The 25026-nt window shown below is 61.4% G+C and carries 22 protein-coding genes and 1 tRNA gene; 18 read left to right on the top strand and 5 right to left on the bottom strand.

What is annotated here, in order from left to right:
- Nucleotides 1–4: 4 nt before the first annotated feature.
- Entirely contained in the window at nucleotides 5–1741 is a 1737-nt protein-coding gene (locus KHO31_RS15905) for a proline--tRNA ligase (protein WP_201076742.1), read from the bottom strand.
- Between the two features lie 349 nt (nucleotides 1742–2090).
- Between KHO31_RS15905 and KHO31_RS15910 the strand changes: the two genes are divergently transcribed.
- Both KHO31_RS15910 and KHO31_RS15915 read left to right on the top strand, forming a co-directional pair.
- Nucleotides 2091–2834 (top strand): RNA pyrophosphohydrolase, encoded by a 744-nt coding sequence (locus KHO31_RS15910; RefSeq protein ID WP_201076925.1) that lies wholly within the window; start codon nucleotides 2091–2093, stop codon nucleotides 2832–2834.
- 76 nt (nucleotides 2835–2910) lie between these two features.
- Nucleotides 2911–3462 carry a CNP1-like family protein gene (locus KHO31_RS15915; RefSeq protein ID WP_201076744.1) on the top strand — a complete coding sequence of 184 codons (552 nt, stop codon included), beginning with the start codon at nucleotides 2911–2913 and terminating at the stop codon, nucleotides 3460–3462.
- A 112-nt stretch (nucleotides 3463–3574) separates the two neighbouring features.
- On the opposite strand, the gene proB is transcribed toward KHO31_RS15915, so the two are convergent.
- The 4 genes from proB to rplU all read right to left on the bottom strand — a co-directional run bounded on the left by proB (nucleotide 3575) and on the right by rplU (nucleotide 6719).
- Nucleotides 3575–4693 carry a glutamate 5-kinase gene (gene proB / locus KHO31_RS15920; protein WP_201076746.1) on the bottom strand — a complete coding sequence of 373 codons (1119 nt, stop codon included), beginning with the start codon at nucleotides 4691–4693 and terminating at the stop codon, nucleotides 3575–3577.
- A 73-nt stretch (nucleotides 4694–4766) separates the two neighbouring features.
- Nucleotides 4767–5888: an Obg family GTPase CgtA gene (gene cgtA / locus KHO31_RS15925; RefSeq protein ID WP_201076748.1), complete on the bottom strand. Its 1122-nt coding sequence runs from the start codon at nucleotides 5886–5888 to the stop codon at nucleotides 4767–4769.
- Between the two features lie 230 nt (nucleotides 5889–6118).
- Entirely contained in the window at nucleotides 6119–6382 is a 264-nt protein-coding gene (rpmA, locus tag KHO31_RS15930; RefSeq protein ID WP_007180330.1) for a 50S ribosomal protein L27, read from the bottom strand.
- Nucleotides 6383–6407: 25 nt separating this feature from the next.
- Nucleotides 6408–6719, bottom strand: coding sequence for a 50S ribosomal protein L21 (gene rplU, locus KHO31_RS15935; protein ID WP_007180329.1), 312 nt, complete (start codon nucleotides 6717–6719; stop codon nucleotides 6408–6410).
- 227 nt (nucleotides 6720–6946) lie between these two features.
- On the opposite strand from rplU, the gene KHO31_RS15940 reads away from it, so the two are divergent.
- The 16 genes from KHO31_RS15940 to tssK all read left to right on the top strand — a co-directional run bounded on the left by KHO31_RS15940 (nucleotide 6947) and on the right by tssK (nucleotide 25018).
- Nucleotides 6947–7939 (top strand): polyprenyl synthetase family protein, encoded by a 993-nt coding sequence (locus KHO31_RS15940; RefSeq protein ID WP_120289437.1) that lies wholly within the window; start codon nucleotides 6947–6949, stop codon nucleotides 7937–7939.
- Between the two features lie 38 nt (nucleotides 7940–7977).
- Nucleotides 7978–8054: transfer RNA gene (locus KHO31_RS15945), tRNA-Pro, on the top strand.
- An 873-nt stretch (nucleotides 8055–8927) separates the two neighbouring features.
- Nucleotides 8928–9986, top strand: coding sequence for a type VI secretion system protein TssA (gene tssA / locus KHO31_RS15950; RefSeq protein ID WP_201076756.1), 1059 nt, complete (start codon nucleotides 8928–8930; stop codon nucleotides 9984–9986).
- 50 nt (nucleotides 9987–10036) lie between these two features.
- Nucleotides 10037–10597, top strand: coding sequence for a type VI secretion system contractile sheath small subunit (gene tssB, locus KHO31_RS15955; protein WP_211623691.1), 561 nt, complete (start codon nucleotides 10037–10039; stop codon nucleotides 10595–10597).
- Nucleotides 10598–10684: 87 nt separating this feature from the next.
- Nucleotides 10685–12163 (top strand): type VI secretion system contractile sheath large subunit, encoded by a 1479-nt coding sequence (gene tssC, locus KHO31_RS15960; RefSeq protein WP_236060675.1) that lies wholly within the window; start codon nucleotides 10685–10687, stop codon nucleotides 12161–12163.
- A 35-nt stretch (nucleotides 12164–12198) separates the two neighbouring features.
- Nucleotides 12199–12681, top strand: a complete 483-nt coding sequence (locus KHO31_RS15965; protein ID WP_201076775.1) for an Hcp family type VI secretion system effector — start codon at nucleotides 12199–12201, stop codon at nucleotides 12679–12681.
- Between the two features lie 90 nt (nucleotides 12682–12771).
- Nucleotides 12772–13305 (top strand): type VI secretion system baseplate subunit TssE, encoded by a 534-nt coding sequence (tssE, locus tag KHO31_RS15970; RefSeq protein ID WP_201076783.1) that lies wholly within the window; start codon nucleotides 12772–12774, stop codon nucleotides 13303–13305.
- Nucleotides 13305–15206, top strand: a complete 1902-nt coding sequence (gene tssF, locus KHO31_RS15975; RefSeq protein ID WP_211623692.1) for a type VI secretion system baseplate subunit TssF — start codon at nucleotides 13305–13307, stop codon at nucleotides 15204–15206. The genes tssE and tssF overlap by 1 nt, the downstream gene beginning before the upstream one ends.
- The gene (tssG, locus tag KHO31_RS15980; protein WP_236060623.1) at nucleotides 15170–16282 is read left to right on the top strand and encodes a type VI secretion system baseplate subunit TssG; all 1113 of its coding nucleotides are present in this window, start codon (nucleotides 15170–15172) and stop codon (nucleotides 16280–16282) included. The genes tssF and tssG overlap by 37 nt, the downstream gene beginning before the upstream one ends.
- A 10-nt stretch (nucleotides 16283–16292) precedes the next feature.
- Nucleotides 16293–18473 carry a type VI secretion system Vgr family protein gene (locus KHO31_RS15985; RefSeq protein WP_201076801.1) on the top strand — a complete coding sequence of 727 codons (2181 nt, stop codon included), beginning with the start codon at nucleotides 16293–16295 and terminating at the stop codon, nucleotides 18471–18473.
- Between the two features lie 6 nt (nucleotides 18474–18479).
- Nucleotides 18480–20981, top strand: a complete 2502-nt coding sequence (locus KHO31_RS15990; RefSeq protein WP_201076808.1) for a DUF2169 family type VI secretion system accessory protein — start codon at nucleotides 18480–18482, stop codon at nucleotides 20979–20981.
- Nucleotides 20978–22072 carry a pentapeptide repeat-containing protein gene (locus KHO31_RS15995; RefSeq protein WP_201076814.1) on the top strand — a complete coding sequence of 365 codons (1095 nt, stop codon included), beginning with the start codon at nucleotides 20978–20980 and terminating at the stop codon, nucleotides 22070–22072. Before KHO31_RS15990 ends, KHO31_RS15995 begins: the two co-directional genes overlap by 4 nt.
- Nucleotides 22069–22719, top strand: coding sequence for a DUF3540 domain-containing protein (locus KHO31_RS16000; protein WP_201076816.1), 651 nt, complete (start codon nucleotides 22069–22071; stop codon nucleotides 22717–22719). The genes KHO31_RS15995 and KHO31_RS16000 overlap by 4 nt, the downstream gene beginning before the upstream one ends.
- A gap of 9 nt (nucleotides 22720–22728) precedes the next feature.
- Nucleotides 22729–23118: a DUF4150 domain-containing protein gene (locus tag KHO31_RS16005; RefSeq protein ID WP_201076818.1), complete on the top strand. Its 390-nt coding sequence runs from the start codon at nucleotides 22729–22731 to the stop codon at nucleotides 23116–23118.
- Nucleotides 23119–23141: 23 nt separating this feature from the next.
- Entirely contained in the window at nucleotides 23142–23654 is a 513-nt protein-coding gene (gene tssJ, locus KHO31_RS16010; RefSeq protein WP_201076827.1) for a type VI secretion system lipoprotein TssJ, read from the top strand.
- Nucleotides 23651–25018: a type VI secretion system baseplate subunit TssK gene (tssK, locus tag KHO31_RS16015; RefSeq protein ID WP_201076834.1), complete on the top strand. Its 1368-nt coding sequence runs from the start codon at nucleotides 23651–23653 to the stop codon at nucleotides 25016–25018. Before tssJ ends, tssK begins: the two co-directional genes overlap by 4 nt.
- Nucleotides 25019–25026 lie beyond the last annotated feature (8 nt).

Consider the following 25026-nt stretch of genomic DNA (forward strand, 5'->3'; position numbering starts at 1 on the left):
CCGCTTATTGCGCCAACGCGGCGCGAACTTTACCGATCACCGTTTGCGCGGCGTCTTCGACCGGCAGCAGCGTCGCCTCAGCGTCGCGGCGGCCCTGATACTCGAGCTTGCCGTCCTTGAGTCCACGATCGCCGATCACGAGACGATGCGGCACGCCGATCAGCTCCCAGTCGGCGAACATCACGCCAGGGCGTTCGCCGCGGTCGTCGAGGATCACGTCGATGCCCGCTTCAACCAAAGCCGCATACAGCTTGTCGGCCTGCTCACGCACCGCTTCACTGCGGTCGTAACCCATCGGGCAAAGCACAACTTCGAACGGAGCGATCGATTCCGGCCAGATGATGCCCTTGTCGTCGAAATTCTGTTCGATCGCCGCGCCCAGAATACGCGTGATACCGATGCCGTAGCAGCCCATTTCCATCGGCTGCGGCTTGCCGGTCTCGTCGAGACAGGTCGCGTTCATCGCTTCCGAATATTTCTTGCCGAGCTGGAAAACGTGGCCGACTTCGATGCCGCGGCAGATGTCGATCACGCCCTTACCGTCCGGCGACGGATCGCCTTTCTTCACATTGCGGATATCGGCAACGACCGGCTCCGGCAGATCGCGACCCCAGTTCACGCCGGTGGTGTGGTAATCCACTTCGTTCGTGCCCACCACGAAGTCGCTCATGTTCGCGACCGTGCGATCCGCGACGACCTTGATTGGCTTCTTCGTGTTGATCGGGCCGAGGTAACCCGGCGGCGTGCCGAAGGTCTCGATGATCTCAGCTTCGGTCGCCATGCGGAAGTCCGCCAGACCCGGCAGCTTGCTTGCCTTGATCTCGTTCAGATCGTGATCGCCGCGCAGCATCAGCAACCAGATGGTCGGCTCGGCGCCTTCGTTTTCCGTGGCGAGGATGATCGACTTGATGGTTCGCTCGAGCGGGATGTTCAGCAGCTCGGCCACGGCCTCGCACTTTGCTTTGCCCGGCGTTGCGGTCTTCTTCATTTCCTCGGTCGGCGCGGCACGTTCTTTATAGAGCGGCAGCGCTTCGGTCGCTTCAACGTTCGCGGCGAAATCCGAGGTCGGGCAATAGGCAATCGCGTCTTCGCCGGTGTCGGCGATCACGTGGAATTCATGCGAACCGCTGCCGCCGATCGAACCGTTGTCCGCCACCACAGCGCGGAAATCCAGACCAAGGCGCGTGAAGATACGCACGTACGCGTCATACATCTTGCGATACGACTCGCGCAGGCCTTCTGCGTCTTTGTCGAACGAGTACGCGTCTTTCATGATGAACTCGCGACCGCGCATCACGCCGAAACGCGGACGGATCTCGTCGCGGAACTTCGTCTGGATCTGATAGAAGTTCACGGGCAACTGGCGGTAGCTCTTGATCTGGCCGCGCGCGATATCCGTGACCACTTCTTCATGGGTCGGTCCGATCACGAAATCGGATTGTTTGCGATCCTTGAAGCGCAGCAACTCAGGACCGTACTTTTCCCAACGGCCCGACTCCTGCCAAAGTTCCGCCGGCTGCACCGCCGGCATCAGCAGCTCGATCCCGCCTGCCCGGTTCATTTCTTCACGCACGATGGCTTCCACCTTGCGGATCGAACGCAGGCCGATCGGCAGGTAGTTATAGATACCACCGGCGACGCGGCGGATCATGCCGGCGCGCACCATGAGCTTGTGGCTGACGATCTCGGCGTCGGCGGGCGCTTCTTTCAGTGTGCCGATAAAGAAACGGGAAGCTTTCATTCAGATTTTCCAAAAGCGGCGGCTCCGGAGGGACCGCCCGAAAGGTGAAAACGGTGGGGAAATCGACACAGACCCGGCACGGACTCGCCGACCACCCGGCCAAAGTCTGACCAAGCCCCGGCAAACACCCTGCGCACACCAGGTTAAACCCCGGCAAAACCGGCCCGATCGCGGCGCTGAAGCCACCGCGCAAAGCCTTTGCAGCAAGGGATAAGGCACGGAAAGACTGACAGGCTACCGCAAACGCGGGCGTTTTGCGGCGAATCGTTCCAATCTGGTGCGAATCGGTGCGTCGGGTCCGTTATCTGTTTATAATCAAAGCAATTTTAAAGGATTCGAAGGTGGTTGTATGCTGGATCGTGAAGGCTTTCGCCCGAACGTCGGCATCATCCTCTTGAACGCGCACAACGAGGTGTTTTGGGGCAAACGGCTCCGTGAACATTCCTGGCAGTTTCCGCAAGGGGGCATCAAGTACGGAGAGACCCCCGTGCAAGCGATGTATCGGGAGTTACACGAAGAAACCGGGCTGCTTCCTGAGCACGTCAAGGTGATCGGTCGCACGCGCGACTGGTTGCGTTACGAGGTGCCTGACAAGTTCATCAAGCGCGAAGTACGCGGTCATTACCGCGGCCAGAAGCAAATCTGGTTTTTGCTCCGGATGGTTGGACGCGACTGCGACATATGCTTGCGCGCCACCGACCACCCTGAGTTCGATGCGTGGCGCTGGAACGAGTACTGGGTGCCCCTCGACTGTGTGATCGAGTTCAAGCGGGATGTGTATCAGTTGGCGCTGACGGAGCTATCCCGTTTCATGCGCCGAGCTGCGCCGCGTGCGGAAAAACCTGGCGGGCACCATGGGCCGCGTTATCCCCGGATAGCGTCGTCAATGGAAAGTCCGCCGGATTCGACGATGATGACGGTCACCACCTCGGTGACCACACTCAGCATCGAAACGTCGGTTCACACGACGTTCGCGTCTGATTGCGGTCCGGGCTCCGGGTCGGTAGCCGAAGTTGGCTCCGCGTCGGAACACGAAGACGAATCGGAGCGCGAAACCGCCGGCTCGCTGTTCCGCCCTGGCGTGCGCAATTAACAACTCTGTGCGGCTGTCCACGCCGCCTCTGCTGGTGCGGCTCAATGAGCCGCACCAGTGTTTCGAGGAAACCATATTGAAAGCACTTGCTCTCGTCGTGGCGTGCGTCGCCACCGGCGCCCTGCTGGCTGGCTGCGCCAGCAAACCCACAAATAAAGACGACAGCGCGTTTACCTACCTGCTGGACCGGCCGACCAACTGGGTGGAAAACAAGGTGGACACATTGCCGCCGCTGCCGCAAGACTCGAACCTTCTTCCTTTCGAAGTATCCGGCAACACGCCGTTGCAGTTTTCCGTCGATAGAAATTCGCTCTCCGTCGGCACCGATGGCGTGGTGCGCTACACGGTGGTTGTGACAAGCCCAAGCGGCGCGCGCAACGTGAACTACGAAGGGATTCGCTGCGACACATATGAATGGCGCCAGTACGCGGGGCTGAACGCCGATCACGACGGCTGGGATCAAACCGTCGCCAACGACTTCAGGCGCATCGAGAATGGCGCCCTGAACGCCTATCAGGCAACGCTGTATCAGGATTACTTCTGCGCGAACAAGATGCCCATAGGCAACGCGAAGCAGATTGTCGAGAACATCCGCTACAAGCGTACGCAGACCTCGCTGATTCACTAAGGCAGTTTTCGCGAGCGCACTTCGAATCGGGAAGCCGCCGCAGATGTGAAAAAGCCGTTCCAGCTCACGCGGGAACGGCTTTTTTGTCGTTGGCGCATACCCTACCAGGAAATCAGACCAGCACGAGGTTGTCGCGGTGGATCAACTCTGGCTCCAGCATGTAGCCCAGCACCGATTCAATCTCGCCGCTCGGACGCCGCTGGATCAGCTTGGTTTCCGCGCTGCTGTAGTTCGTCAGGCCGCGCGCCACTTCACGCCCTGCCGCGCTTAGGCAAGCGATCACTTCGCCGCGCGCAAACGCGCCCTGCACACCGACAATGCCGATCGGCAGCAAGCTCTTGCCGCCCTCGGTCAGCTTTTCGACTGCGCCGTCGTCGATCACGACATGACCACGCACCTGAAGGTGATCGGCCATCCACTGCTTGCGCGCCGCCATGCGTGCGGTGCGAGCGATCAACTGCGTGCCGATCGCCTCGCCCGAGGCCAATCGTGACAGCACGTCCGCTTCACGCCCACTCGCGATTACCGTATTGGCGCCGCTGTGTGCCGCGCGTTTGGCCGCGAGAATCTTGGTCAGCATGCCGCCACGGCCCAGGCTCGAACCGGCTCCGCCCGCCATTGCTTCGAGCTCCGGCGCACCGGCGTCAGCCTGCTGAACGAGCGTTGCGTTCGGATCCTTGCGCGGATCGGCGGTAAAAAGGCCTTGCTGATCGGTGAGGATCACGAGCGCATCGCCTTCGATCAGATTCGCGACCAAGGCGCCCAGCGTGTCGTTATCGCCGAACTTGATTTCGTCGGTGACGACCGTGTCGTTCTCGTTGATGATCGGCACGACGCCGAGACGCAGCAGCGTCAGCAACGTGGAGCGCGCGTTCAGATAGCGTTCGCGGTCAGCCAGATCGGCGTGGGTCAGCAGAATTTGCGCGGTCTGGATCGAATGCTCGGCAAAGCGGCTTTCGTAGACTTGCGCGAGACCCATTTGACCGACAGCCGCGGCTGCCTGCAATTCGTCGATTTCGCGTGGCCGCTTGGTCCAGCCGAGCCGCTGCATGCCTTCCGCAATGGCACCCGAACTGACCAGTACCACTTCCTTGCCTTGCGCGCGCAGTGCGGCAATCTGAGCGGCCCAGCGGCCGATCGCAGCATGATCGAGGCCGCGCCCGTCATTCGTGACGAGGCTCGAACCGACTTTCACCACCAATCGCCGTGAATCTGCGATGACTGAACGCATTGTGCGCGGTCTCCCAAGATGACGCGTGATGCATGCCGGCGGCCCTCGCAGGCGCCGGCGCTCAGGCTTGTTATTACTGCGGGTCGGCGCTGGAGTCGTCCGGCGCAGCAGCCGGCGCGTCCGGTTTCTCGCGGAAACGCACGTCAGCGGCGAGATCTTCAGCTTCGGCCGCGCGCTGCGCGTCCGAATGCGCGGCGATGTGGTCATATATCGCGTAGCAAAGACTCTCGCAGCCCTGGCCGGTCAGCGCCGAGATTTCGAACACCGGGCCATCCCAGCCGAAGCCTTCGAGGAATGCCGACACGCGCGCTTCGCGCTCGTCTTCGGGCACCATGTCGAGCTTGTTGAGCACGAGCCAGCGCGGCTTCTCATAGAGCAGCTCGTCGTACTTGCGCAGCTCGTTGACGATCGCCTTGGCTTCCGCGACAGGATCGACGGCTTCGTCGAACGGTGCGAGGTCGACAATATGCAGCAGCAGGCCGGTACGCTGCAGGTGACGCAGGAACTGGTGACCCAGCCCGGCACCTTCTGCCGCGCCTTCGATCAAACCAGGAATGTCGGCGATCACGAAACTGCGGCTCGGCCCGACTCGCACCACGCCGAGATTCGGCGCGAGCGTCGTGAACGGATAATCCGCGATCTTAGGCCGCGCGTTCGACACCGACGAAATGAAGGTCGACTTGCCAGCATTGGGCATGCCGAGCAGACCGACGTCGGCCAAGACCTTCAATTCGAGGCGCACCATGCGGCGCTCGCCAGGCTTGCCATCGGTTTTCTGACGCGGCGCACGGTTCGTGCTGGATTTGAAATGCAGGTTACCGAGGCCGCCCGCGCCGCCTTGCGCGATTTGCACACTCTGGTTGTGCTCGGTCAAGTCGGCGATCAGCTCGCCGGTTTCCATATCGCTGATGGTCGTGCCGACCGGCATGCGCAGCGTGATGTCGTCGCCGCCCTTACCGTAGCAGTCCGCGCCGCGGCCGTTTTCGCCGTTGCGCGCCAAATGTTTTTTCGCGTAGCGGTAGTCGATCAGCGTGTTGATGTTGCGGTCCGCGACCGCGATCACGCTGCCGCCCCGCCCGCCGTCGCCGCCATCCGGGCCGCCGAACGGAACGAATTTCTCGCGGCGCATCGACGCGCTGCCATCCCCTCCGTCGCCGGCGATGACTTCAATCCTCGCTTCGTCAATGAACTTCATGCGTAACTCCGTCCCGTGGTGTGCTGCTAGATGGTGCTGCTTGGGTTGATGCTATCTGATGCTGCTATTTTGCCGCGCTCGCTGTGTGCTGATCAATCGACCAATCGGCTAACCACGCCGACATGACGATTCAATCCGCCAATCCTTCGGACAAAAAGCGCCGCAATAAAAAGGGCCCCGCGAACTTCGCGGGGCCCTTTTCCGGTCCTGAAGCCCGTGCCTGAGTAAACTCAGACTGCTGCCGGGACGACGTTGACCATGTGCTTCTTCGCTGCGCCCTTCGTCGAGAAATTGACGTGGCCGTCCGTCAGCGCGAACAAGGTGTGATCCTTGCCGATACCGACGTTTTCGCCCGGGTGCATGCGCGTGCCACGTTGACGCACGATGATGCCGCCAGCGTTGATGGCTTGACCGCCGTAAACCTTGACGCCGAGACGCTTCGATTCAGAGTCGCGGCCGTTGCGGGATGATCCGCCTGCCTTTTTGTGTGCCATTTGATTTGCTCCTTAACCGTTGCGCTTACGCGTTGATCGCGTCGATGCGCAGTTCGGTATAGTTCTGGCGGTGGCCGCCATGCTTCTGGTAGTGCTTCCGGCGACGCATCTTGAAGATGGTCACTTTTGCGTGACGACCTTGCGACACGACGGTAGCCTTGACGGAAGCCCCACTGACCAGCGGCGTACCGAACTTAATCGATTCGCCTTCGCCCACTGCGAGAACCTGGTCGAGCGTGATTTCAGCGTCAATGTCTGCCGGTATCTGTTCTACTTTAAGTTTTTCGCCGACGGCAACCTTATACTGCTTGCCACCGGTTTTTATGACCGCGTACATTGAGAACCTCACTCTGTGTTCATTTTTCCCACGCACCGCGCGCGGAAACCCGTGATTATACATAGAGTTAGCTGCTCGGTCAAAACTCATTGAGAGTCCCCGTGCGCCTTGCCGTCAGGCCCCGGCACGCGGCGCTGCCGCTGCCTCCGTCGCGCCGTGCCGCAGCCTGCACCCCGGAACTGCCACGATTCGCCTTATAATTCGCGGCACTACCCAATTCAGCCACCATGTCGTCGACCGCCACCCCCTCCTCCAACGCCGCCAGCCTGCTCGCTCCGATCGCCGAAGACATGCAGCAGGTCAATCGCGTCATACGGCACCGTCTGGCGTCCGACGTGATGCTGATCAATCAGATCTCCGAGTACATCATCAGCGCCGGGGGCAAACGGCTGCGGCCCGCGCTGCTGCTGCTGGTGGCAGGTGCGCTGGGCGAAACCACGGGGCATCGGCACGAGCTGGCCGCGGTGGTGGAATTCATCCACACGGCCACGCTCCTGCACGACGACGTGGTCGACGAATCCGATCTGCGGCGCGGCCGCCAGACGGCCAACGCGCTGTTCGGCAACGCCGCGAGCGTCCTGGTCGGCGACTTCCTGTACTCGCGCTCGTTCCAGATGATGGTCGGCGTGGGCAAGATGCGCGTGATGGAAATCCTGTCGGAGGCGACCAACATCATCTCCGAGGGCGAAGTGCTGCAGTTGCTGAACATGCACGACGCCGACGTCGACGAAGCGCGCTACATGCAGGTGATTCGCTACAAAACCGCCAAGCTGTTTGAAGCTGCCGCCCAACTCGGCGCGGTGCTGGCCGGTTCGGACGCGAAGACGGAAGCCGCCGCGGCGGAATTCGGCCGCCGCATCGGCACGGCGTTCCAGATCATGGACGACTGGCTCGACTACACGGGCACGGCCGAATCGATGGGCAAGAACGCCGGCGACGATCTGCGCGAAGGCAAACCCACGCTCCCGCTCATTTATCTGATCGAACGCGGCACGCCGGAGCAATCGGCGCTCGCCCGGGAAGCCATCGAGCAAGGCGGCACGGACCGTTTCGACACGATTTTCGAAGCGATCACGCGTTCCGGCGCTTTGGATCACACGCTTGAGTGCGCGAAGCAGGAAGCGCTGGCCGCAGCTGCAGCAATTTCTTCATTTCCCGATTCCATTTTCAAAGATAGCCTGCTAGAATTATGTTCTTACTCGACGGCAAGACAGTCTTGAACGAGACTGAAACACCGTAAGAGTCCAGCAGTACAGATCGGGGTGTAGCTTAGCCTGGTAGAGCGCTACGTTCGGGACGTAGAGGCCGGAGGTTCGAATCCTCTCACCCCGACCAGATTTGCCTTGTTAGTTCAAGGCTCGAAAAACCGCCCAGCTTGCTTGGCGGTTTTTTGTTTTGGGCCGTCGGTTTGGGCGCATTCGACTATCTGCGTCAGAGCGCGTGGACATCCATCAAATTGCCGAGCGATACCACAGCCTCGCGCGTCTCTGGAAATTCTGGCCGCCTGCTGCTCCGCCCCCCCTCCTGAAAGGCCCCCGGCCTGCTCTGGGTTTGCCGCCCGCCGCTGACCAATGCGGCCGCAAGCACTCACGCATCCGAACAGAACCGCACTGCTCGGGATGTCGGCTCGTTGATTGGGTGCGGGGCGCAAGCCGCGCCCCGCGCCTAGTCCCATCCGTGCAAACTTCGGCTCGAGAAATTTCTGGATAATGCGATTTTTCTATCGCATTAATCCGTTAATATTTTTTACAAGTCAAATTTTATCTTTAAATCGCAACACATCCGCATTGATCTCAAAGCGTTTTACATCAACGCCACGCCACACTTATCCCATCTTGATAATTTTTAGCGCAAGTTCTTTTAAAAAAACCAACTGACCGACTTGCCATTGCGATGGAAGCCGAATAACATCGCATCCATCAAATCACCCTCACCATATATTTTGGCATCCTTATGAATATGCGCCCGTCCACACATGTCATTTGCGCGCCCATAGCGGCTGCGTCAAACGCATAAGGATCAATCCGGGCAACCGACACACGAGCACCCGCTCCAAGAAAAAGTCTGAATTTTTCTTAAATAAAGCCGCGCCGATTAAGACGATTCAAGAACAGCCTTAAAACCGTTATTCATCGAGTCAAAGCGACCTAATCGACATTAATTTAATACTGATTCAGATCAATTATCACACTGCTCAGGAGCATCCATTTGACAAACACGCTCTCACTCGATCAAATCGACTCCCTTAATCCTGAGCAGCCATGTGGAATCGATCTGGAATATGACGCCGCATTCACGGCGTTACAGCAAGCCGCCACCGGCGCTCGCGAGCAGCAGTTCGGCGACACCCTGATTCCTGCCGTCGCGCCGGACTGGCATCACGTCAAAACGCTGGCCGTCGATCTGCTTGGGCGCAGTGTAGATTTGCGAATCATCACGCTGTTGACTCAGGCGTGGACTGAAATCGACGGTTTGCCCGGTTACGCGAAAGGTCTCGCCCTTGCCGCGGAAACACTTGAACAGCAGTGGGACAACGTCCATCCACAGTTGCGGATCGAGGGAGAGTTCGATCCGCTGGTCCGTGTCAACGCTGTCGCTGCGCTGACCGACTCGAAGGGCGCAGGACGCGCCGCCCGCGACGCAACCTTGCTGCGCTTGGGATCCGGCGATCTATCGTTGCGCGAAGCCGCGGCGATCCTTGAGGGCAATCCGGGCGCCATTTCGGGAAACGGGCCGTCATCGCCCGGCGGTATTCAGAAGACGGCATTACGTGCAGCACTTGCCGCTGAGCAAACTCAACTGACCGCTGTCCCGCAACTGCTCGATTCGATCGAGCGAATCCGCCAGCAGATCACCACGAAGCTCGACATCTCCTGGGTTCCCTCGGCAAGCGCGGTGGAAGACCCGTTACAGACCGTGCAAAGAGCGATTCTTGCGTCAAGGGTCCGAGGCGATCCGCAGACCCCGAGCGGAGTCGAGCCTGCCGTGAAGCAAGCCCATTCAGTCGCCGCACATGTTGCGCGCGCGCCCGTCGTGTGCACGCCAATCGGGTCACGCGAGTCTGTCATGCGCGCACTGGAAGACGCTTGCGTCTATCTGGAGCAAACAGAGCCGAGTCATCCCGCACCGCTGCTGATCCGGCGCGCCCAGCGTCTGATGCAAATGAACTTCTACGACATTGTCCGCGATGTGGCGCCCGCAGCATTACCTCAGCTGGATGTGCTGGCCGGCCGCGCACAGAGCACCTCGGACAACCTGAACGGCTAGGGCGGCACGCACCGGCTAGTACGCCAATCAAATTAAGCGGAGAACTTCAGATGGGCAATTCGAACGCTTCAAGAGCAAAAGCGACCGGACAAAAATTCATCGCACGCAATCGCGCGCCGCGGGTTCAGATCGAATACGACATCGAGACCTACGGCAGCGAGCGCAAGGTGGAAATACCCTTCGTGATGGGCGTGATCGCCGACCTTGTCGGCAAATCGACGCAGCCGCAACCCGATCTCGAACAGCGCAGATTCTTCGAGATCGATATCGACAACTTCGACGGCCGCCTGAAATCGATCAGGCCGCGCGTCACGATGCAGGTCCCGAACAGCATCTCAGGACAAGGGTTGCTAGCCGTGGATCTCAGCTTCGAAAGTCTTGGTGATTTTTCGCCCGACGCCATCGCGGCCCAGGTCCCTGCGCTCAATCAGTTGCTGCAAGCGCGTTCGCAACTGTCGAATCTGCTGTCGTATATGGACGGCAAGAGCGGCGCGGCGGAACTGATTACCCAGGCACTGAAAAGTCCGTCGTTGCTCAAGGCGCTGGCGGACGCCCCGAGTTCGCCGAATGCCGGGGATGCGGCCGGAACCGCAGGCGCCGAGCGCCAATAACGTGAATAACGCGAGGCATTCCTTCCTCTCAGGATCGTTCGAAAGACTGCAATGAATCATACAGAGTCCCCCTTGCCACAACAGTTCATGCCGACGCTCTCGGCTGAGCGCTTTTCCGCTTCTCTAATCAAGGAGTTCAATCCGCGCACCGAACAGGCGCAGCAAGCCATCGACGGAGCGATGAAAACGCTCGCGTTGCAGGCACTGGAAAACGCGGTGGTCATGTCCGACGACGCGTACCAGACGATTCAGACCGTGATCGCCGAGATCGACCGTAAGCTCTCGGAGCAAATCAACGCCATCATTCATCACGAGGATTTCCAACAGATCGAGTCCTCCTGGCGCGGGCTGCACTATCTGGTCAACAACACAGAGACCGACGAACTCCTGAAAATTCGCTGCCTGCCAGTGACAAAGACAGAGTTGAGCCGGGTGCTCAAGCGCTACAAGGGTGTCGCCTGGGATCAAAGCCCGATCTTCAAGAAGGTCTACGAGGAAGAGTACGGTCAATTCGGCGGGGAACCACTCGGTTGCCTCATTGGCGATTACTACTTCGATCACAGTCCGCAGGACATCGAGACGCTCGGAGAAATGGCGAAGATCGCGGCAGCCGCTCATTGCCCATTTATCACCGGCGCGTCGCCCGCAGTCATGCAAATGGAGTCGTGGCAGGAATTGTCGAACCCACGCGATCTCAGCAAGATCTTTCTGAATTCCGAGTACGTCGGCTGGCGCCATCTTCGAGACATGGAAGACTCCCGCTATCTCGGCCTCACCATGCCGCGCTTTCTGGCTCGCCTGCCCTACGGCGTTCGCACCAATCCGGTCGATGCTTTCAACTTCGAAGAAGACACCGACGGCGCCAACCATGAGCGCTACGCATGGATCAATTCTGCCTATGCCATGGCGACCAACATCAACCGTTCGTTCAAACACTACGGCTGGTGTACATCGATTCGCGGCGTCGAATCCGGTGGCGCCGTCGAGGACCTACCCGCTCACTCGTTTCCAACCGACGACGGTGGCGTCGACATGAAGTGCCCCACGGAAATCGCCATCAGCGACCGCCGCGAAGCGGAACTCGCGCGCAACGGCTTTATGCCTTTCATTCACCACAAGAACTCCAACCTTGCGGCGTTTATCGGCGCCCAGTCATTGCAACGGCCCGCGGAGTATCACGACGCCACGGCCACGAACAATGCGAGGCTCGCGGCACGACTGCCCTACCTGTTCGCGTGCTGCCGCTTTGCGCACTATTTGAAATGCATCGTGCGCGACAAGGTCGGCTCGTTCAAGGAACGCAGCGAGATGGAAACATGGCTCAACAACTGGATCATGAATTACGTGGACGGCGATCCGGTCAACTCATCGCAGGACACCAAGGCGAGAAAGCCACTCGCAGCAGCGTCCGTCGTGGTCGAAGATATCGACGACAACCCAGGCTACTACAGCGCGAAATTCTTTTTACGACCGCATTATCAATTAGAAGGGCTAACCGTATCACTACGCCTCGTTTCACAATTGCCCGCGCTCAAACACGGTGATTCAGCAGCGCATTCGTTTTGATCATTGCAGTCGCTTCAATCAATAGGAAGGTGGAAATGTCAGTTGATATGTATATGCGGGTGGACAGTGTAACGGGCGAGTCCAAAGACGCCAACCATAAGGGATGGATCGACATCCAGTCCTATACATGGGGCGCAACGCAACCCGGCAGCATGGCGACCGGCAGCGGCGGCGGCATCGGCAAGGTGAGCTTCAACGATTTGCAGGTCGAAACCTTCATGGACAAGGCCGCGCCCGCAATCCTCAAATACTGCGCCAACGGCAAGCATCTGCCGAAGGTCGAGATTTCCGTGTGCAAAGCTGGCGGCTCACAAATCGAGTATCTGCGCATCACCTTGTCCGAGGTGTTGGTGACGACCGTACAGCAAGGTGCGGCGAAGGGGTCCGAGGCTGTCAGCATCACCTACTCGTTCCAGGCCGCGAAAGTGCGCAAGCAATACTGGGAGCAAACGGACCAGGGCACCAAAGGTGGAGAAAGCGTGCTCGCCTGGGACATCAAGGAGAACCGCGAGGTCTAGCCGCACCATCAACCGGCACGACGTGCGGGCACGGCAGCAAGCGCCTCCCCCGCACTCCCGTGAACCAACCCGAGCCTTTTTGTGAGCCCAATGCTTCCTTCCGTCCCACTGCGAGATCACGCCACAAGCCGCACGCGTGCGCAGGTCGAGCCGCTGCCCAACCTGCTTGATAGGCTGATCGGCCAGCGGCCGCAGTCATCAGGTGAAGGCAACGCTGCATTTGCGTCTTCGCGTGTTGAACTGCGCGACACCGTACTGCGCGACTTGAGCTGGCTGCTGAATTGCGACAACCTCGAAGCAACCGACGATCTCGCCGCTTACCCGCACGTGCGCAATTCCGTGTTGAATTTCGGCGTGCGCGCATGGGCAGGCGGTCGAGCGTCAACGATCGACTGGGACGAGATGGAAAGTTCGATTCGCGAGGCGATCGTTCAGTTCGAGCCGCGCATTCTCGCGGAAAGCGTCGAGGTGCGTTGCCATGTACGCGCTCAATCCTATTCCGTCCTGTCGCTGGAAATCACCGGCCGGTTGTGTCCGGCCACGGCACCCCAATCCTTCCAGTTTCGCTCGGACGTCGACATTGAGAGCAGCCACATTGCACTGCGTCCGCAGGAAGCCACGTAATGGACGCTCGCCTGCTCGACTACTACAACCGGGAGCTTGCGTACCTGCGCGAACTCGGCGCTGAATTCGCGGCCGAATTCCCCCAGGCCGCCGGACGCCTGGGCATGCGCGGTATCGAAGTGAGTGATCCGTATGTCGAGCGGCTGCTCGAAGGCTTCAGCTTTCTCACCGCGCGCATCCAGTTGAAGATGGACGCCGAGTTTCCGCGCTTCTCCCAGCGCCTGCTCGACGTGGTGTATCCGAACTATCTCGCCCCGCTACCGTCCATGACGATCGTCGCCATGCAGCCGAACCTGCGCGAAGGTAGTCTGGCATCTGGCTATACGCTGCCGTCAGGTACGTCGCTGCGCGCCAACCTGACGCCTGGCGAGCAGACCGCGTGTGAATTCCGCACCGCGCACGACGTCACGTTGTGGCCGCTGCGTATTACCGATGTCAAACTCGGCGGCGTTCCCGCCGATCTGCCGCTGCCGCGTGGCGATGTGGCTGGCCGCGTGCGTGGCGCGCTGCGTATCGGACTGGAAACCAGCGGCGTCGGCAATCTGAGCGAGTTACCGCTCGATTCGTTGACGTTTTTTCTCAGCGGTGCGGACAATCAAGCACTGCCGCTGCTGGAACTGGTGCTTGGACATGGGCTTGGCGTTGTCTGCCGCGGGTCCTCGGCTGCGGGAGGCACTTGCACACCGCTTGATAGCCAAGCAATCCGCCAGGAAGGTTTCGATGCGGCGCAAGCGTTGCTGCCGTATGGTTCGCGCTCGTTCCAGGGATACCGGCTGCTGCACGAGTATTTCGCCTTCCCGCAACGCTATCTGTTTTTCAGCATCGGCTCGCTGCGACGCGCACTGCAAAACGTCGACGGCACCACATTCTCGCTGACCGTCCTGCTCGACGAAGCATCACCCGAACTCGAACGTTCGGTCGATCTGCGCAGTCTCTCGCTGTTCTGTACGCCGGCCATCAACCTGTTCCCGAGGCACACCGACCGCATCGCCGTCACAAGCCAGCGGTATGAACATCATGTCGTGGTCGATCGCACTCGGCCACTGGACTATGAAATCTACGGCATCGAGAAAGTTACGGGGCATCGACAGCGTGACGGCGGGAACTGTGAGTTCCACCCTTTCTACGGCCGCCTCTCCAACGACATCGCCGATCAAGGCCGCTACTTTTCGATGCGGCGCGAAGCGCGGCTGGTCGCCCCGCGCGTCCACGCGGCCAGCGACGCGGCAAACCGCGCGCCGCGCAGCAGTACAAGGTCGGCGTATGCGGGCAGCGAGGTGTTCGTATCGCTGGTGGACCAGTATGAGGCGCCGTTTTCGGACGACTTGCGGCACGTGTCCGTCGATGCCCTGTGTACTAACCGCGATCTCGCGCTGCTGATGCCAACCGGCGGTACGAGTGATTTCAGTCTGCGCACGTCAGCCCCTGTCACCGCGATCCAGGCACTTCGAAGACCTACACCGCCACAACCGCCCCTCGCCGAAAACGAAATTACGTGGCGGCTCGTCAAGCATCTCGGACTCGACTACCTCACGCTGACCGATCTGGACGGCGTGCAGGGCGCGCAGGCTTTGCGCGAATTGCTCGAACTGTATGCCGGCTCAGCCGAGGCGGGTGTTCTGCCGGAAATCGGCGGTTTGCGCAGCGTTCGAGTTGAACCGGTCTGCCGTCAATTGCCTCAGGCGGGTCCGCCGATGTTCGGCCGTGGCGTGGGTGTGACCGTGCTGTTCGACGAAGCCTCTTTCGTGGGCGCGAGCACGTATCTGTTCGGCGCGGTGCTCGAGCAATTTTTTGCGCGTCACGTGTCATTGAACAGCTTCAGCGAACTCGCGGTAGCAACGCTGCAACGAGGAGAAGTGAAGCGATGGCCACCCCGCGTCGGACGCCGCCCAACAGCATGAGCAGCGCAATCGCCCATTCATTGCCGGCGCCGCACGGAAGTCAATTGATCGAGCACTTCTGGCAACGCGTCGCCGAAGCGCCACACAACTACGACCTGTACAACCTGTTGCGCTGGCTGGATGCACGTGCCGCCGGTCCGGCGCCGCTGGGACGCGCATCGCATCCCGCCGACGAACCGTTGCGGATCGGCCAGTTGCCCTCGCTTGCGTTCGCGCCGGCCACGCTCGCCGCCGCAACTGGCCCAGCAGAAAACACGAAGCCGCGCGTCCTGATTCACAGCTTCGGGCTATTCGGACCGAACGGCCCGCTGCCCCTGCACCTGACCGAATTTGTGCGCGAGCGCGCCCGACATCACGACGACCACGCGCTGACCGCTTTCGCCAATCTGTTTCATCACCGGCTGATCCTGCTGTTCTACCGCGCCTGGGCCGATGCGCAACCTACGGTCAGCCTCGACCGTGGCGACGGCGGGCGTTTCGATCGCTATCTGGCGAGCCTCATCCATCTGGCACGGCCGTCGGCCCGCCGGCCCGACACGCTGTCCGACCACGCCAGATATTTCATGGCGGGTCATCTGGTGCGGCAAACGCGCAACCCTGAAGGGCTGCGGAACATTCTGCGCACCTGCCTTGGCGTACCGGTCGAGATCGTCGAATGGATTCCGCAGTGGCTGCCGGTCGAAGAGTCTGAACGCACCACGCTGCGCACTCGCGCGAACACCCGCCGACTCGGTGCAAACGCCATGCTCGGTACGGCGGTTCGCGACGCACAGACGAAGTTCGAGATCCGACTCGGACCCTTGTCACGCGAGGAGTACGCAGCTTTGTTGCCCGGCACCCGCTGCGCGCAGCAGTTGACGGATTGGGTACGCCACTACGCCGGTGTGGAGTGGTCGTGGGACGTGCGCCTGCTCATGGCCGCGAATCAGGTCGCCGGCACCGTACTCGCCGCCAGCCGTCCTCTCGGTCTCGCCACTTGGCTCGGCACGCGGACCAGCACGCTGGCGGCCGGCGATCTCGTCTATCAACCCGAAGCCCGAGCCGCCCGTGTGGCGAACGCTCAGCCCGATCTTTGAAGAAGCCGCCATGAACCACATCATCACCGCGCACACACCGCTCGATCCGCAGACGCTTCGATTCCGTTCGCTACGCGGCGAGGAGACGCTGTCGGCGCTGTATGAATTCAACGTGGAACTGGTGAGCCCGTCCGCTTCGCTCGATATGAACGCGCTGCTCGGCAAGCCACTGACGCTCCACATCACCACACTCAACGGCCGTACGCGCTACCTCGGCGGCCAGATCGTGCGTTGCGAATTCGCCGGGCGCGAGACCAATACGCCGCGCACCTACATCTATGCCGTCACGCTGCGGCCGTGGTTGTGGTATCTGACGAAAACCACCGACTGCCGCATTTTCCAGAACCGCACAGCGGTCGAGATTCTGCGCGAGGTCGTCGACAAATATGGCTTTACCGTCGAAGAACGCCTGCTCGCAAGCTATCGCCGCTGGGACTATTGCGTACAGTACCAGGAAAGCGACTTCAACTTCGTTAGCCGGCTGATGGAGCAGGAAGGCATCTATTACTACTTCCGCCACGAAGCCGGCCAACAGGTGCTGGTGCTTGCCGACGACACCAGCGCGCACGACCCGTTGCCGGAGCACGCAACACTGCCGTATCAGTCTCCCGACCGCCTCGCGCTACCGCGCGAAGAAGGCATCGACCTGTGGCGCCCCGCCACCCAGATGAGCGCGGGCGCCTACGCCGTCGACGATTACGACTTTCGCAAGCCGCGAGCCGATCTCTCGCAGATGCGAGCCCAATCTTCGAGTGCCGAGCATGGCGGCTACGCCAGGTATTCGTGGCAAAACGGCTACATCGAACCGGAGCAGGGCGAGCATTACGCGCGCATGCGTCTCGAAGAGGAGCAGGCACAAAACGCACGCGTGCAGGCTCACACCCGCTTGCGTGAAGCCGCGCCGGGTTATCGCTTCACGCTGCAAAACTGCCCGCGGCAAGCCGAAAACCGTGAATATCTGCTTGTAGGCGTGAGCTACCGCCTGCAGGAAGGCGGCTATGCAAGCGGCAGCGGCCACGCGCAATACGAATTCGATCTCGTCGCTCAGCCCTCGTCGCTGCCGTTTCGAGCGCCGAGCACCACGCCGGTGCCCAAGGCCACCGGTCCACAGACCGCCGTGGTGGTAGGCCCTGCAGGCCAGGATATCTGGACCGACCAATACGGCCGCGTGAAAGTGCACTTCCGCTGGGACCGCTACGGCACGGGCGACGAAAACAGCTCGTGCTGGATTCGCGTGTCCGACGCGTGGGCCGGCGCCGGCTTCGGCAGCATTCATATTCCGCGAATCGGCCAGGAAGTGGTGGTCGATTTTCTCAACGGCGCACTCGACCGTCCGGTCATCACCGGGCGCATTTACAACGCCGATCAGATGCCGCCTTTCGCGCTACCCGAGGCGGCCACGCAAAGCGGCTTCGTCACGCGTACACCAGGCGGCAGCAGCGCCAACGCGAACATGCTGCGCTTCGAAGACAAACAGGGCGCGGAGCAAATTGCACTTCACGCTGAACGCAACTACGACGTCTCGGTCGAGAACAACGCGACGCGTCAGGTCGGCGGTAACGAAGCCGTCACCGTGAACAACGATGCCACGCGCGGCGTCGGCCGTGACTACACCGTATCGGTCGGCAACGACCTCGCCGCGTCGATCGCCAGCAACGAGACCCGCAAGGTCGGCAACAACTACCAGGCGGAGGTTGTGAACGACGAGACGCATGCCGTCGGTCGCAACTACAACCTGAAGGTCGCGAACGATTCGATCCACACCGTGGGCAACAACCACGCGCTTGAGGTCACCAGTAACCTGACGCAAAGCGTGGGCTGCGACCACAGCCTGAGCGTCGCCAGCAACTCGACAACCAGCGTGGGCGCCAACTCCACAAGCACCGTCGGCGGCAACTCGGCCGTCACGGTCAGCGGTAGTTCCACTTCGATCGTGATAGGTACCCAAACGCTCATCACCACGGATCAGATCGCGCTGACCGGCTCGGTCGTCGCGGTGACCGGGTCGAGCATCGCAGCTATCGGCTCGAGCGTCAGTGCGACCGGATCGAACGTGAATGCGACGGGGTCGATGGTCGGTGCCACCGGCAGCGCGGTGTCCACGACCGGATCGTCGGTCAGCAGCACGGGATCGAGCGTTAGCGCGGTCGGCGTGTCATTCACCACCGTCGGATTTTCGGTGACCTTCTGATATCCGATGAAAATCATCAAACCCACTCCCGTCGGCATCCTGACCCGCGCGTACCGTTCGGCCGGCAGCGAACATCTTGGTATCGCGATACCGGTGATGGTGACGCTCGGCGATGCGCCTCGCCTCGTAAGCGAGTCGGAGTTGTGGAATACCGTTGGCGAAGAACTGTACGGCTATGCGCTCGACGCCGCATTGCCCAAGCAGCATGCCGAGTTTCTCGTAGCGGGACGCGCCTACGGCAAGTATTGCGACGCGGCCAATACGTGCCGTGTCGACGTTCGCTTTGCAGGTCTAAGCAAGCAATTGCGGGTGTGGGGCGCGCGTGAGTGGAACGGCGATGTACCGTCGCAAGCCGCGCCTTTCGAATGCTTGCCTGTCGACTGGCCACTCGCCTATGGCGGCCCGGGCTGCGCCGACAATCCACGCGGAATCGGTTTTCCCCCAAGGTCGCCGGAGGGAGCCTCGCCGCCTGCTCAGATCGAGCACCCGGACACGCCGATCAGCACGCGCGAGCGCCGCGCCACGCCGGCGGCTTTTACGCCGATCGCCGCTGACTGGCCGCAGCGCCGCGCGCTATACGGCGAGATGGACCCGCAGTGGCTCGAAGAGGACTGCCCCGGTTTTCCGCGCACGATGGATCCGAGCTATTTCAACGTTGCGCCTCCGGATCAGCAATTCCCCCACTTCGCTTCGCTGCCGCCAGGCGCTGCGTATGAATTGATCCATCTGCACCCGGATCGCCCGAGGTTGGCCGGCACCTTGCCGCCACTGCGCGCGCGCTGCTTCCTGCAGCGCACACACGAGTCTGAATTGTCCGAAATCGTCATGCGGCTAACGACTGTGTGGTTCATTCCGCACCGGGAACGGGCCATCATGATTTTTCACGGCACGGCCCGAATCGAAGAATTCGACGCGCAAGACGTCGCGAATCTGCTGCTCGCCGCCGAATACGACCACGACGCGCGCAGCGAGACGCACTATCGGCGCGTGTTCGATCTTCGCATGGACAGCAAACGCGGCGCATTGCACGCCCTGCGCGACCATGACCTCGCGCCACAAGCACTGCTAGTTGCCACGGACGGCACACACGCCGAACCATCGATCGGCGCATTGCAACGCAATCTGCGGCAGCGCGCCCTTGAGCAGACCAAACGCGCTGCCGCGAGCGGCGTCGTCATCCCTTCAATGGAACCGGCCGCCGCACGGACACCACGTCTCGACGAACTGGCCGAGTTCGTCGAGCGCAACGAACAACTCGCCGAGGCCCAGTTGGCTGCGCTCGAACAGACGCGTCAGCGAATCGAGGCCGAGCACCCCGGATTCGAGGCGGACCGCAACGCGTCTGCAAGACGCGGGCCGCCCCGTTCTTTCGCGAGCCATCGCGCCCCGCACGATGCGCCGTCTGGCATGCAAGAGCTGGAACGGGAGGCAGAGCGCAAACTGCGCGCGGCCTACCTGCAGGCAGCCCACTATCAGGAAGCCGCACCGCGACTCGACAGTGCGGCGTCCACCGTGCTGCGCGAACGCGTCGCCGCCTGCCGTGGCCGCGGCGAATCGCTTGCCGGCCTCGATCTCACCGGCGCCGATCTGAGCAGAATGAATCTGCGCGGCGCTGACCTAGCCGGTGCGCTGCTCGAAAGCGCCGACCTGAGCGGCACCGACCTGACTGGCGCTAACTTGCGCGACGCGGTTATTGCGCGCGCCGCCCTCACCGGGACCGTGTTCGCCAAGGCCGATCTGACAGGCGCCAACCTGGCGCTCACCGATTGTGAAAGGACCGACTTCAGCGAAGCCGTCCTCGACCGCTGCCTGTTCGAACGCGCAGTCTGGCGGCACTGCAACGCGAGGCGTGCATCGGCGAAACAAGTTCAGTTCAGCGGCTGCCGCTTCGACACCGTTGACTTCAGCGAAGCCAGGCTGAGCGAACTAGTCTTCATCGACCAGTCATTCGTCGACGTGATCCTGCGGGCGGCGAAGCTTCGCAAGCTCGCGTTCATCCAATGCCGGCTCGAGCGCGCCGCTTTCACATCCGCAGACATCGAAGGCTTTGGTTTCGTCGAGACCGTCGCAGATCAGATTCGTTTCGACCACGCGCACCTTCGCAAGGCGTGTTTCGCGAAAAACACCGTGCTGGAACGCGCGGACTTCTCTCAGGCGTTGCTGATCGAAGTTAACTTGCGGCAAACACAGGCCCGGAACGCGTCTTTCAGCGCTGCAACGATCTCCCAATGCGACTTCTCGGATGCCGATCTGCAGCATGCAGACCTGCGCGATGCGAAGTTCGACGGCGGCTATATGGTGCGCGCCGACCTGACGGGCGCCAGCCTCACGGGCGCCGACCTGATTGGTGCGCAAATGCGCCGCGCGGTGCTGCACGGCGCCAATTTCGACGAAGCAAACCTGTTCCGCGCCAATCTCGCCGAAGCCGGGATCAGCAAGTCCACACGACTCGATCGTGCCTATCTCGAACAGACCATATTTCATCCGTTGCGCAAGGCGACCCCATGATGTCCGAGCGCGAACAATTGCAGCGGGCGGTACGCAACGGCGAGACGATAAGCAACCGGTCGATCGGCGCACTGGCTCTGGAGCAGTGCGACCTGTCGGGCGGCATCTTCGAGAACGTTGTATTCGACGGCACACGGCTTTCGCAAGCCCGCTTCGCCGAGAGCATCTTCAACGAGTGCGTGTTCACCAACGTCGACCTGCACGGCGCGGATCTGTCGAAAAGCGTGTTCATCAACGGTGCGCTGATCCGCTCGGATCTGTCCGGCAGTCTGCTCGACGAATGTCGTCTGAATGGAACGTGCGCCAGCGGGACTCGCTTCAGTGACATGCGCGCCAGAGGCTTCGTGTGTCTGCATACCGACCTTCAGGCGTGCCGGTTCGACGGCGCGCAAATTGATCGAGGCTTCTTTGACGAGACGCCGTTGCGTGGGGCTGATTTCTCCCAAACCCGTCTACAACGGTGCTTCTTCTACCGGCTCGATCTGCGAGACGTCGCCTTTGCACGCACGGGATTCGATCGTGTCGTGTTCACGGAATCGAACCTCGGCGGGCAGCATCTGAGCGGCCAGACGTTCGTCCGCTGCCAGTTCGTCGCCGTCGACCTGAGCGGGGCCGATCTCACGTCGGCCAGTCTGGCCAACTGCAATTTTCAGGGCGCGAGGCTCGAACACGTGGTGCTTGAGCATGCGCAAGCGTCATCCGCCATTTTCTTCGACGCGGACGTCAGTCATGCACGGTGTGGCCACGCGCGATTGGACAACAGCATCTGGGTCGATGCACGTGTGCGACACACCGACTTCTCAGACGCCGATTTATGCGGCGCTGTATTTCAACGTGCCGATGCCGCAGGCGCGCGCTTCGTTCGAGCGCGCCTGAGTGCGGCTGACTTTTCATACGCCGAACTAGCCGGTGCGGATTTTCACGAAGCGGCATTCGCACGCACTGCCTTTCACGGCGCCAAGGCCGCCGAACCAGCGAACCATCCCGGCCGGCCAGGCGTAATCGACCATGAACCCGCCTTGGCCGCCGCGCAGGAATGGTCGAAACACCGGGACGCTCGCCGACGCACATTCCCCAAGGAGCAGTCATGACAACAACCGCAGCGCAACGGCGCGTGCCTGCGCCGGACACCGGTTCCGAACGCACCGACAACAGTATTGGCACGGTAATCGCCGTCCTGCATGACGACGTATTGCTGGTGACCGGCGACGATGGCGCACTGCAGACATGCAAGCGAGCGTTCAGTTGCCTGATTGCGCCGGTCATCCGCGATCGCGTGGTGGTCTGCAGCAATGGTCCGCGGCACGGCTACGTGCTCGCAGTACTTGAACGTGTGACGGGCAGCGAGACGCGCATCCACATCGAAGGCGACCTGCGCATCGACGCAGCCGGCGACGTGCACCTCAGTGCGGCGCGCAACATTGCATTGAACAGTGAGCGCTTTGCCGTCACGACGCACGACGCAGAACTCTCGTCCGCAAAAAGTACGTTCGTCTGCGATGAACTCGAAGGGCGCGTCGGCCTCGTGCGTCTGCTCGGCAAAACCATCGAAGCAGTGGTCGAGCGCGTCGTGCAAATCAGCAAGACCAGTTTCCGCTCGATTGAAACCATCGACCATCTGCGCGCCGCACATATCGACTACGCAGCGTCCGAAAGCGTGCGCCTGCACGGCAAGAACACCCTGCTGAGCGCCGAGCACCTGTCGAAGCTGGATGCCGAACAGATTCACCTGGGATAGGAGAAAACAATGGTGATGGTCAACTCGAGCGCAGGCGGCGCCAACGACGCCGTATGCGTGAACCTGACGCCGCCTGTCGGCGTCCCGATCGCTTACGACAACAACGCGCAGCGTCCCCAGGCAATTCCCAATGTCAGCAATATCCTGATCGCCGCCGCTCCAGCTCACAACCTCGCCACCATCATCCCCGTCACGAGCGGCGATGCACCGGGCTCGATGGGCGGCGTCATCTCGGGCACCGTATGCGCGAGTTCGCGCAACATCAACGGCGCCAACACGGTGTTGCTGCACGGCATGCCGACCACTCGCATGACCGACCCCACCCAGCAGAACGCGACCAACGCGATCGGCACCGGCACATCGCCGAGCCAGACGCACATTCTGAATCTGGCCGGCTAAGCGCCTCACAGGATCGCACCTCGATGAAGCGCTTGCGCCTTTTTCTCGCCTTAAGCGTCGCCCTTCTAGCCGGCGCATGCGCAACGCAGCCCAAGCCTGAAGCGCGTGCCTGCGACCTGTATTTCGAAGCGGCATTCAACGTAAATCCTGACGGCCAGGGCCGGCCTGCGCCGATTCTGGTCGGCCTTTACACGCTGAAATCGACCGCCGCATTCGAAGCGAGCGACTTCCCGTCCTTGCAGGATCGCGCCAAGGCGGTGTTGGCCGACGACCTCGTCTCGTTCGAGCAAATCATCCTGCTGCCGGGAGAGCGCAAGCTGATCCAGCGAATCGCCGACCCCGGCGTGCGGGCGCTCGGTGTCGTCGCAGGCTATCGCGAACTCGACCGGCACACCTGGAAAGCAACCTACGCACTCCCCGCCGACGGCGCGGGCAGCACGTTTTCATTCTGGCCGTTCACTCACGAGCGGCTTGTCGTGCAAGTGAAACTCAGCAACGGCCTGATCGTTAGAACCATGGACTGGGCACACCGATGAAGTACGAACACTCGCCACTCAAAAACGGCGGCGCGGCCCGCAGCAAAGTTGTCTGGTCGGAAGGCATGTTTCTGCGGCCCCAGCATTTCCAGCAGCTCGAACGTTACGTCGAAGCCTATGTACAGCAGCGCTGCCTGGCATCTCAAGGCGCGTTCTGGGGTTTCCATAGCGTCGAGATCGATCACGATGCACTGGCGCTCGGCAAAGTGGCGCTCTCGAACGCGCAAGGGGTGCTGCCCGACGGCACACCGTTTCTGCTGATCGAGCCCGACGACTTGCCGGCGCCGCTCGACGTCCCACCCGACGCAAAAGACGTCACGGTGCTGCTCGCACTTCCACGCAGGCGAGCCGGTGCCGACGACACGATCTTCGAAGAGCATGCCGGATCGCTCGCGCGTTACGCCGTGTATTCGCGCGACATCGCCGATAGCAACGCGGTTGCGCTGGGGCCTGCCGCCGTGCAACTGGCCCGGCCGCGCATGCGTCTCATACTCGCCTCCGAGCTCGACAGCCAATGGCATGCCATCGGTTTGCTGCGCGTACTGGAGCGGCGCAACGATCGTCAACTGGTGCTCGACAAGCACTACATTCCACCGATGCTGAGCGCGGACCAGCACCCGGTGCTTGGCCAATACCTGCGCGAACTGCACGGGCTGCTCGAACAGCGGGGCGAAGCGCTCGCGCAGCGTCAGTCCCGGCCTGGCCGCGGCGGTGTGGCCGAGCTCGCGGAGTTTCTGCTGCTCGCGCTGATCAACCGTGCGCAGGCCGAGACATGGCACGCGCTGCATACGCCCCACCTGCATCCGGAGCACCTCTTTCTGCAATGGCTGCGCCTTGCGTTCGAGCTGTCCACCTACACCACCGACGAGCGGCGGCCGGCGCTATATCCCAGCTATCAACACGACGATTTGCAAGGAAGTTTCGGGCCCCTGATGGCCGAGTTGCGTCGCGCGCTGTCGACCGTTCTCGAACAGAACGCCATTGCACTCGAATTGCAGGAGCGCGCGCACCGCGTCTGGGTCGCACAGATTCCTAGTGTCGAGCTTCTGCACCATGCCGGTTTCGTGCTTGCGGTGCATGCGGATCTGCCCGCCGAGACCGTGCGTACACGCTATCCGGCTCAAGTGAAGATCGGCCCGGTCGAGCGGCTCGCGGAACTGGTGCACCTGCAGTTACCCGGCATCGCCATGCGCAGCTTGCCGGTCGCGCCGCGGCAGATCCCCTACAACGCGGGCTATCACTATTTCGAACTCGACGGCGGGGGCGAACTCTGGAAACAGCTCGAACAGTCCGGCGGCCTCGCTTTGCACGTGGCCGGCGACCTGCCGGGATTGACGATGGAATGCTGGGCAATTCGCACCTGATCTCATGT

Origin of the sequence: Paraburkholderia domus, assembly GCF_905220705.1 — a bacterium.
Lineage (GTDB): Bacteria > Pseudomonadota > Gammaproteobacteria > Burkholderiales > Burkholderiaceae > Paraburkholderia > Paraburkholderia domus.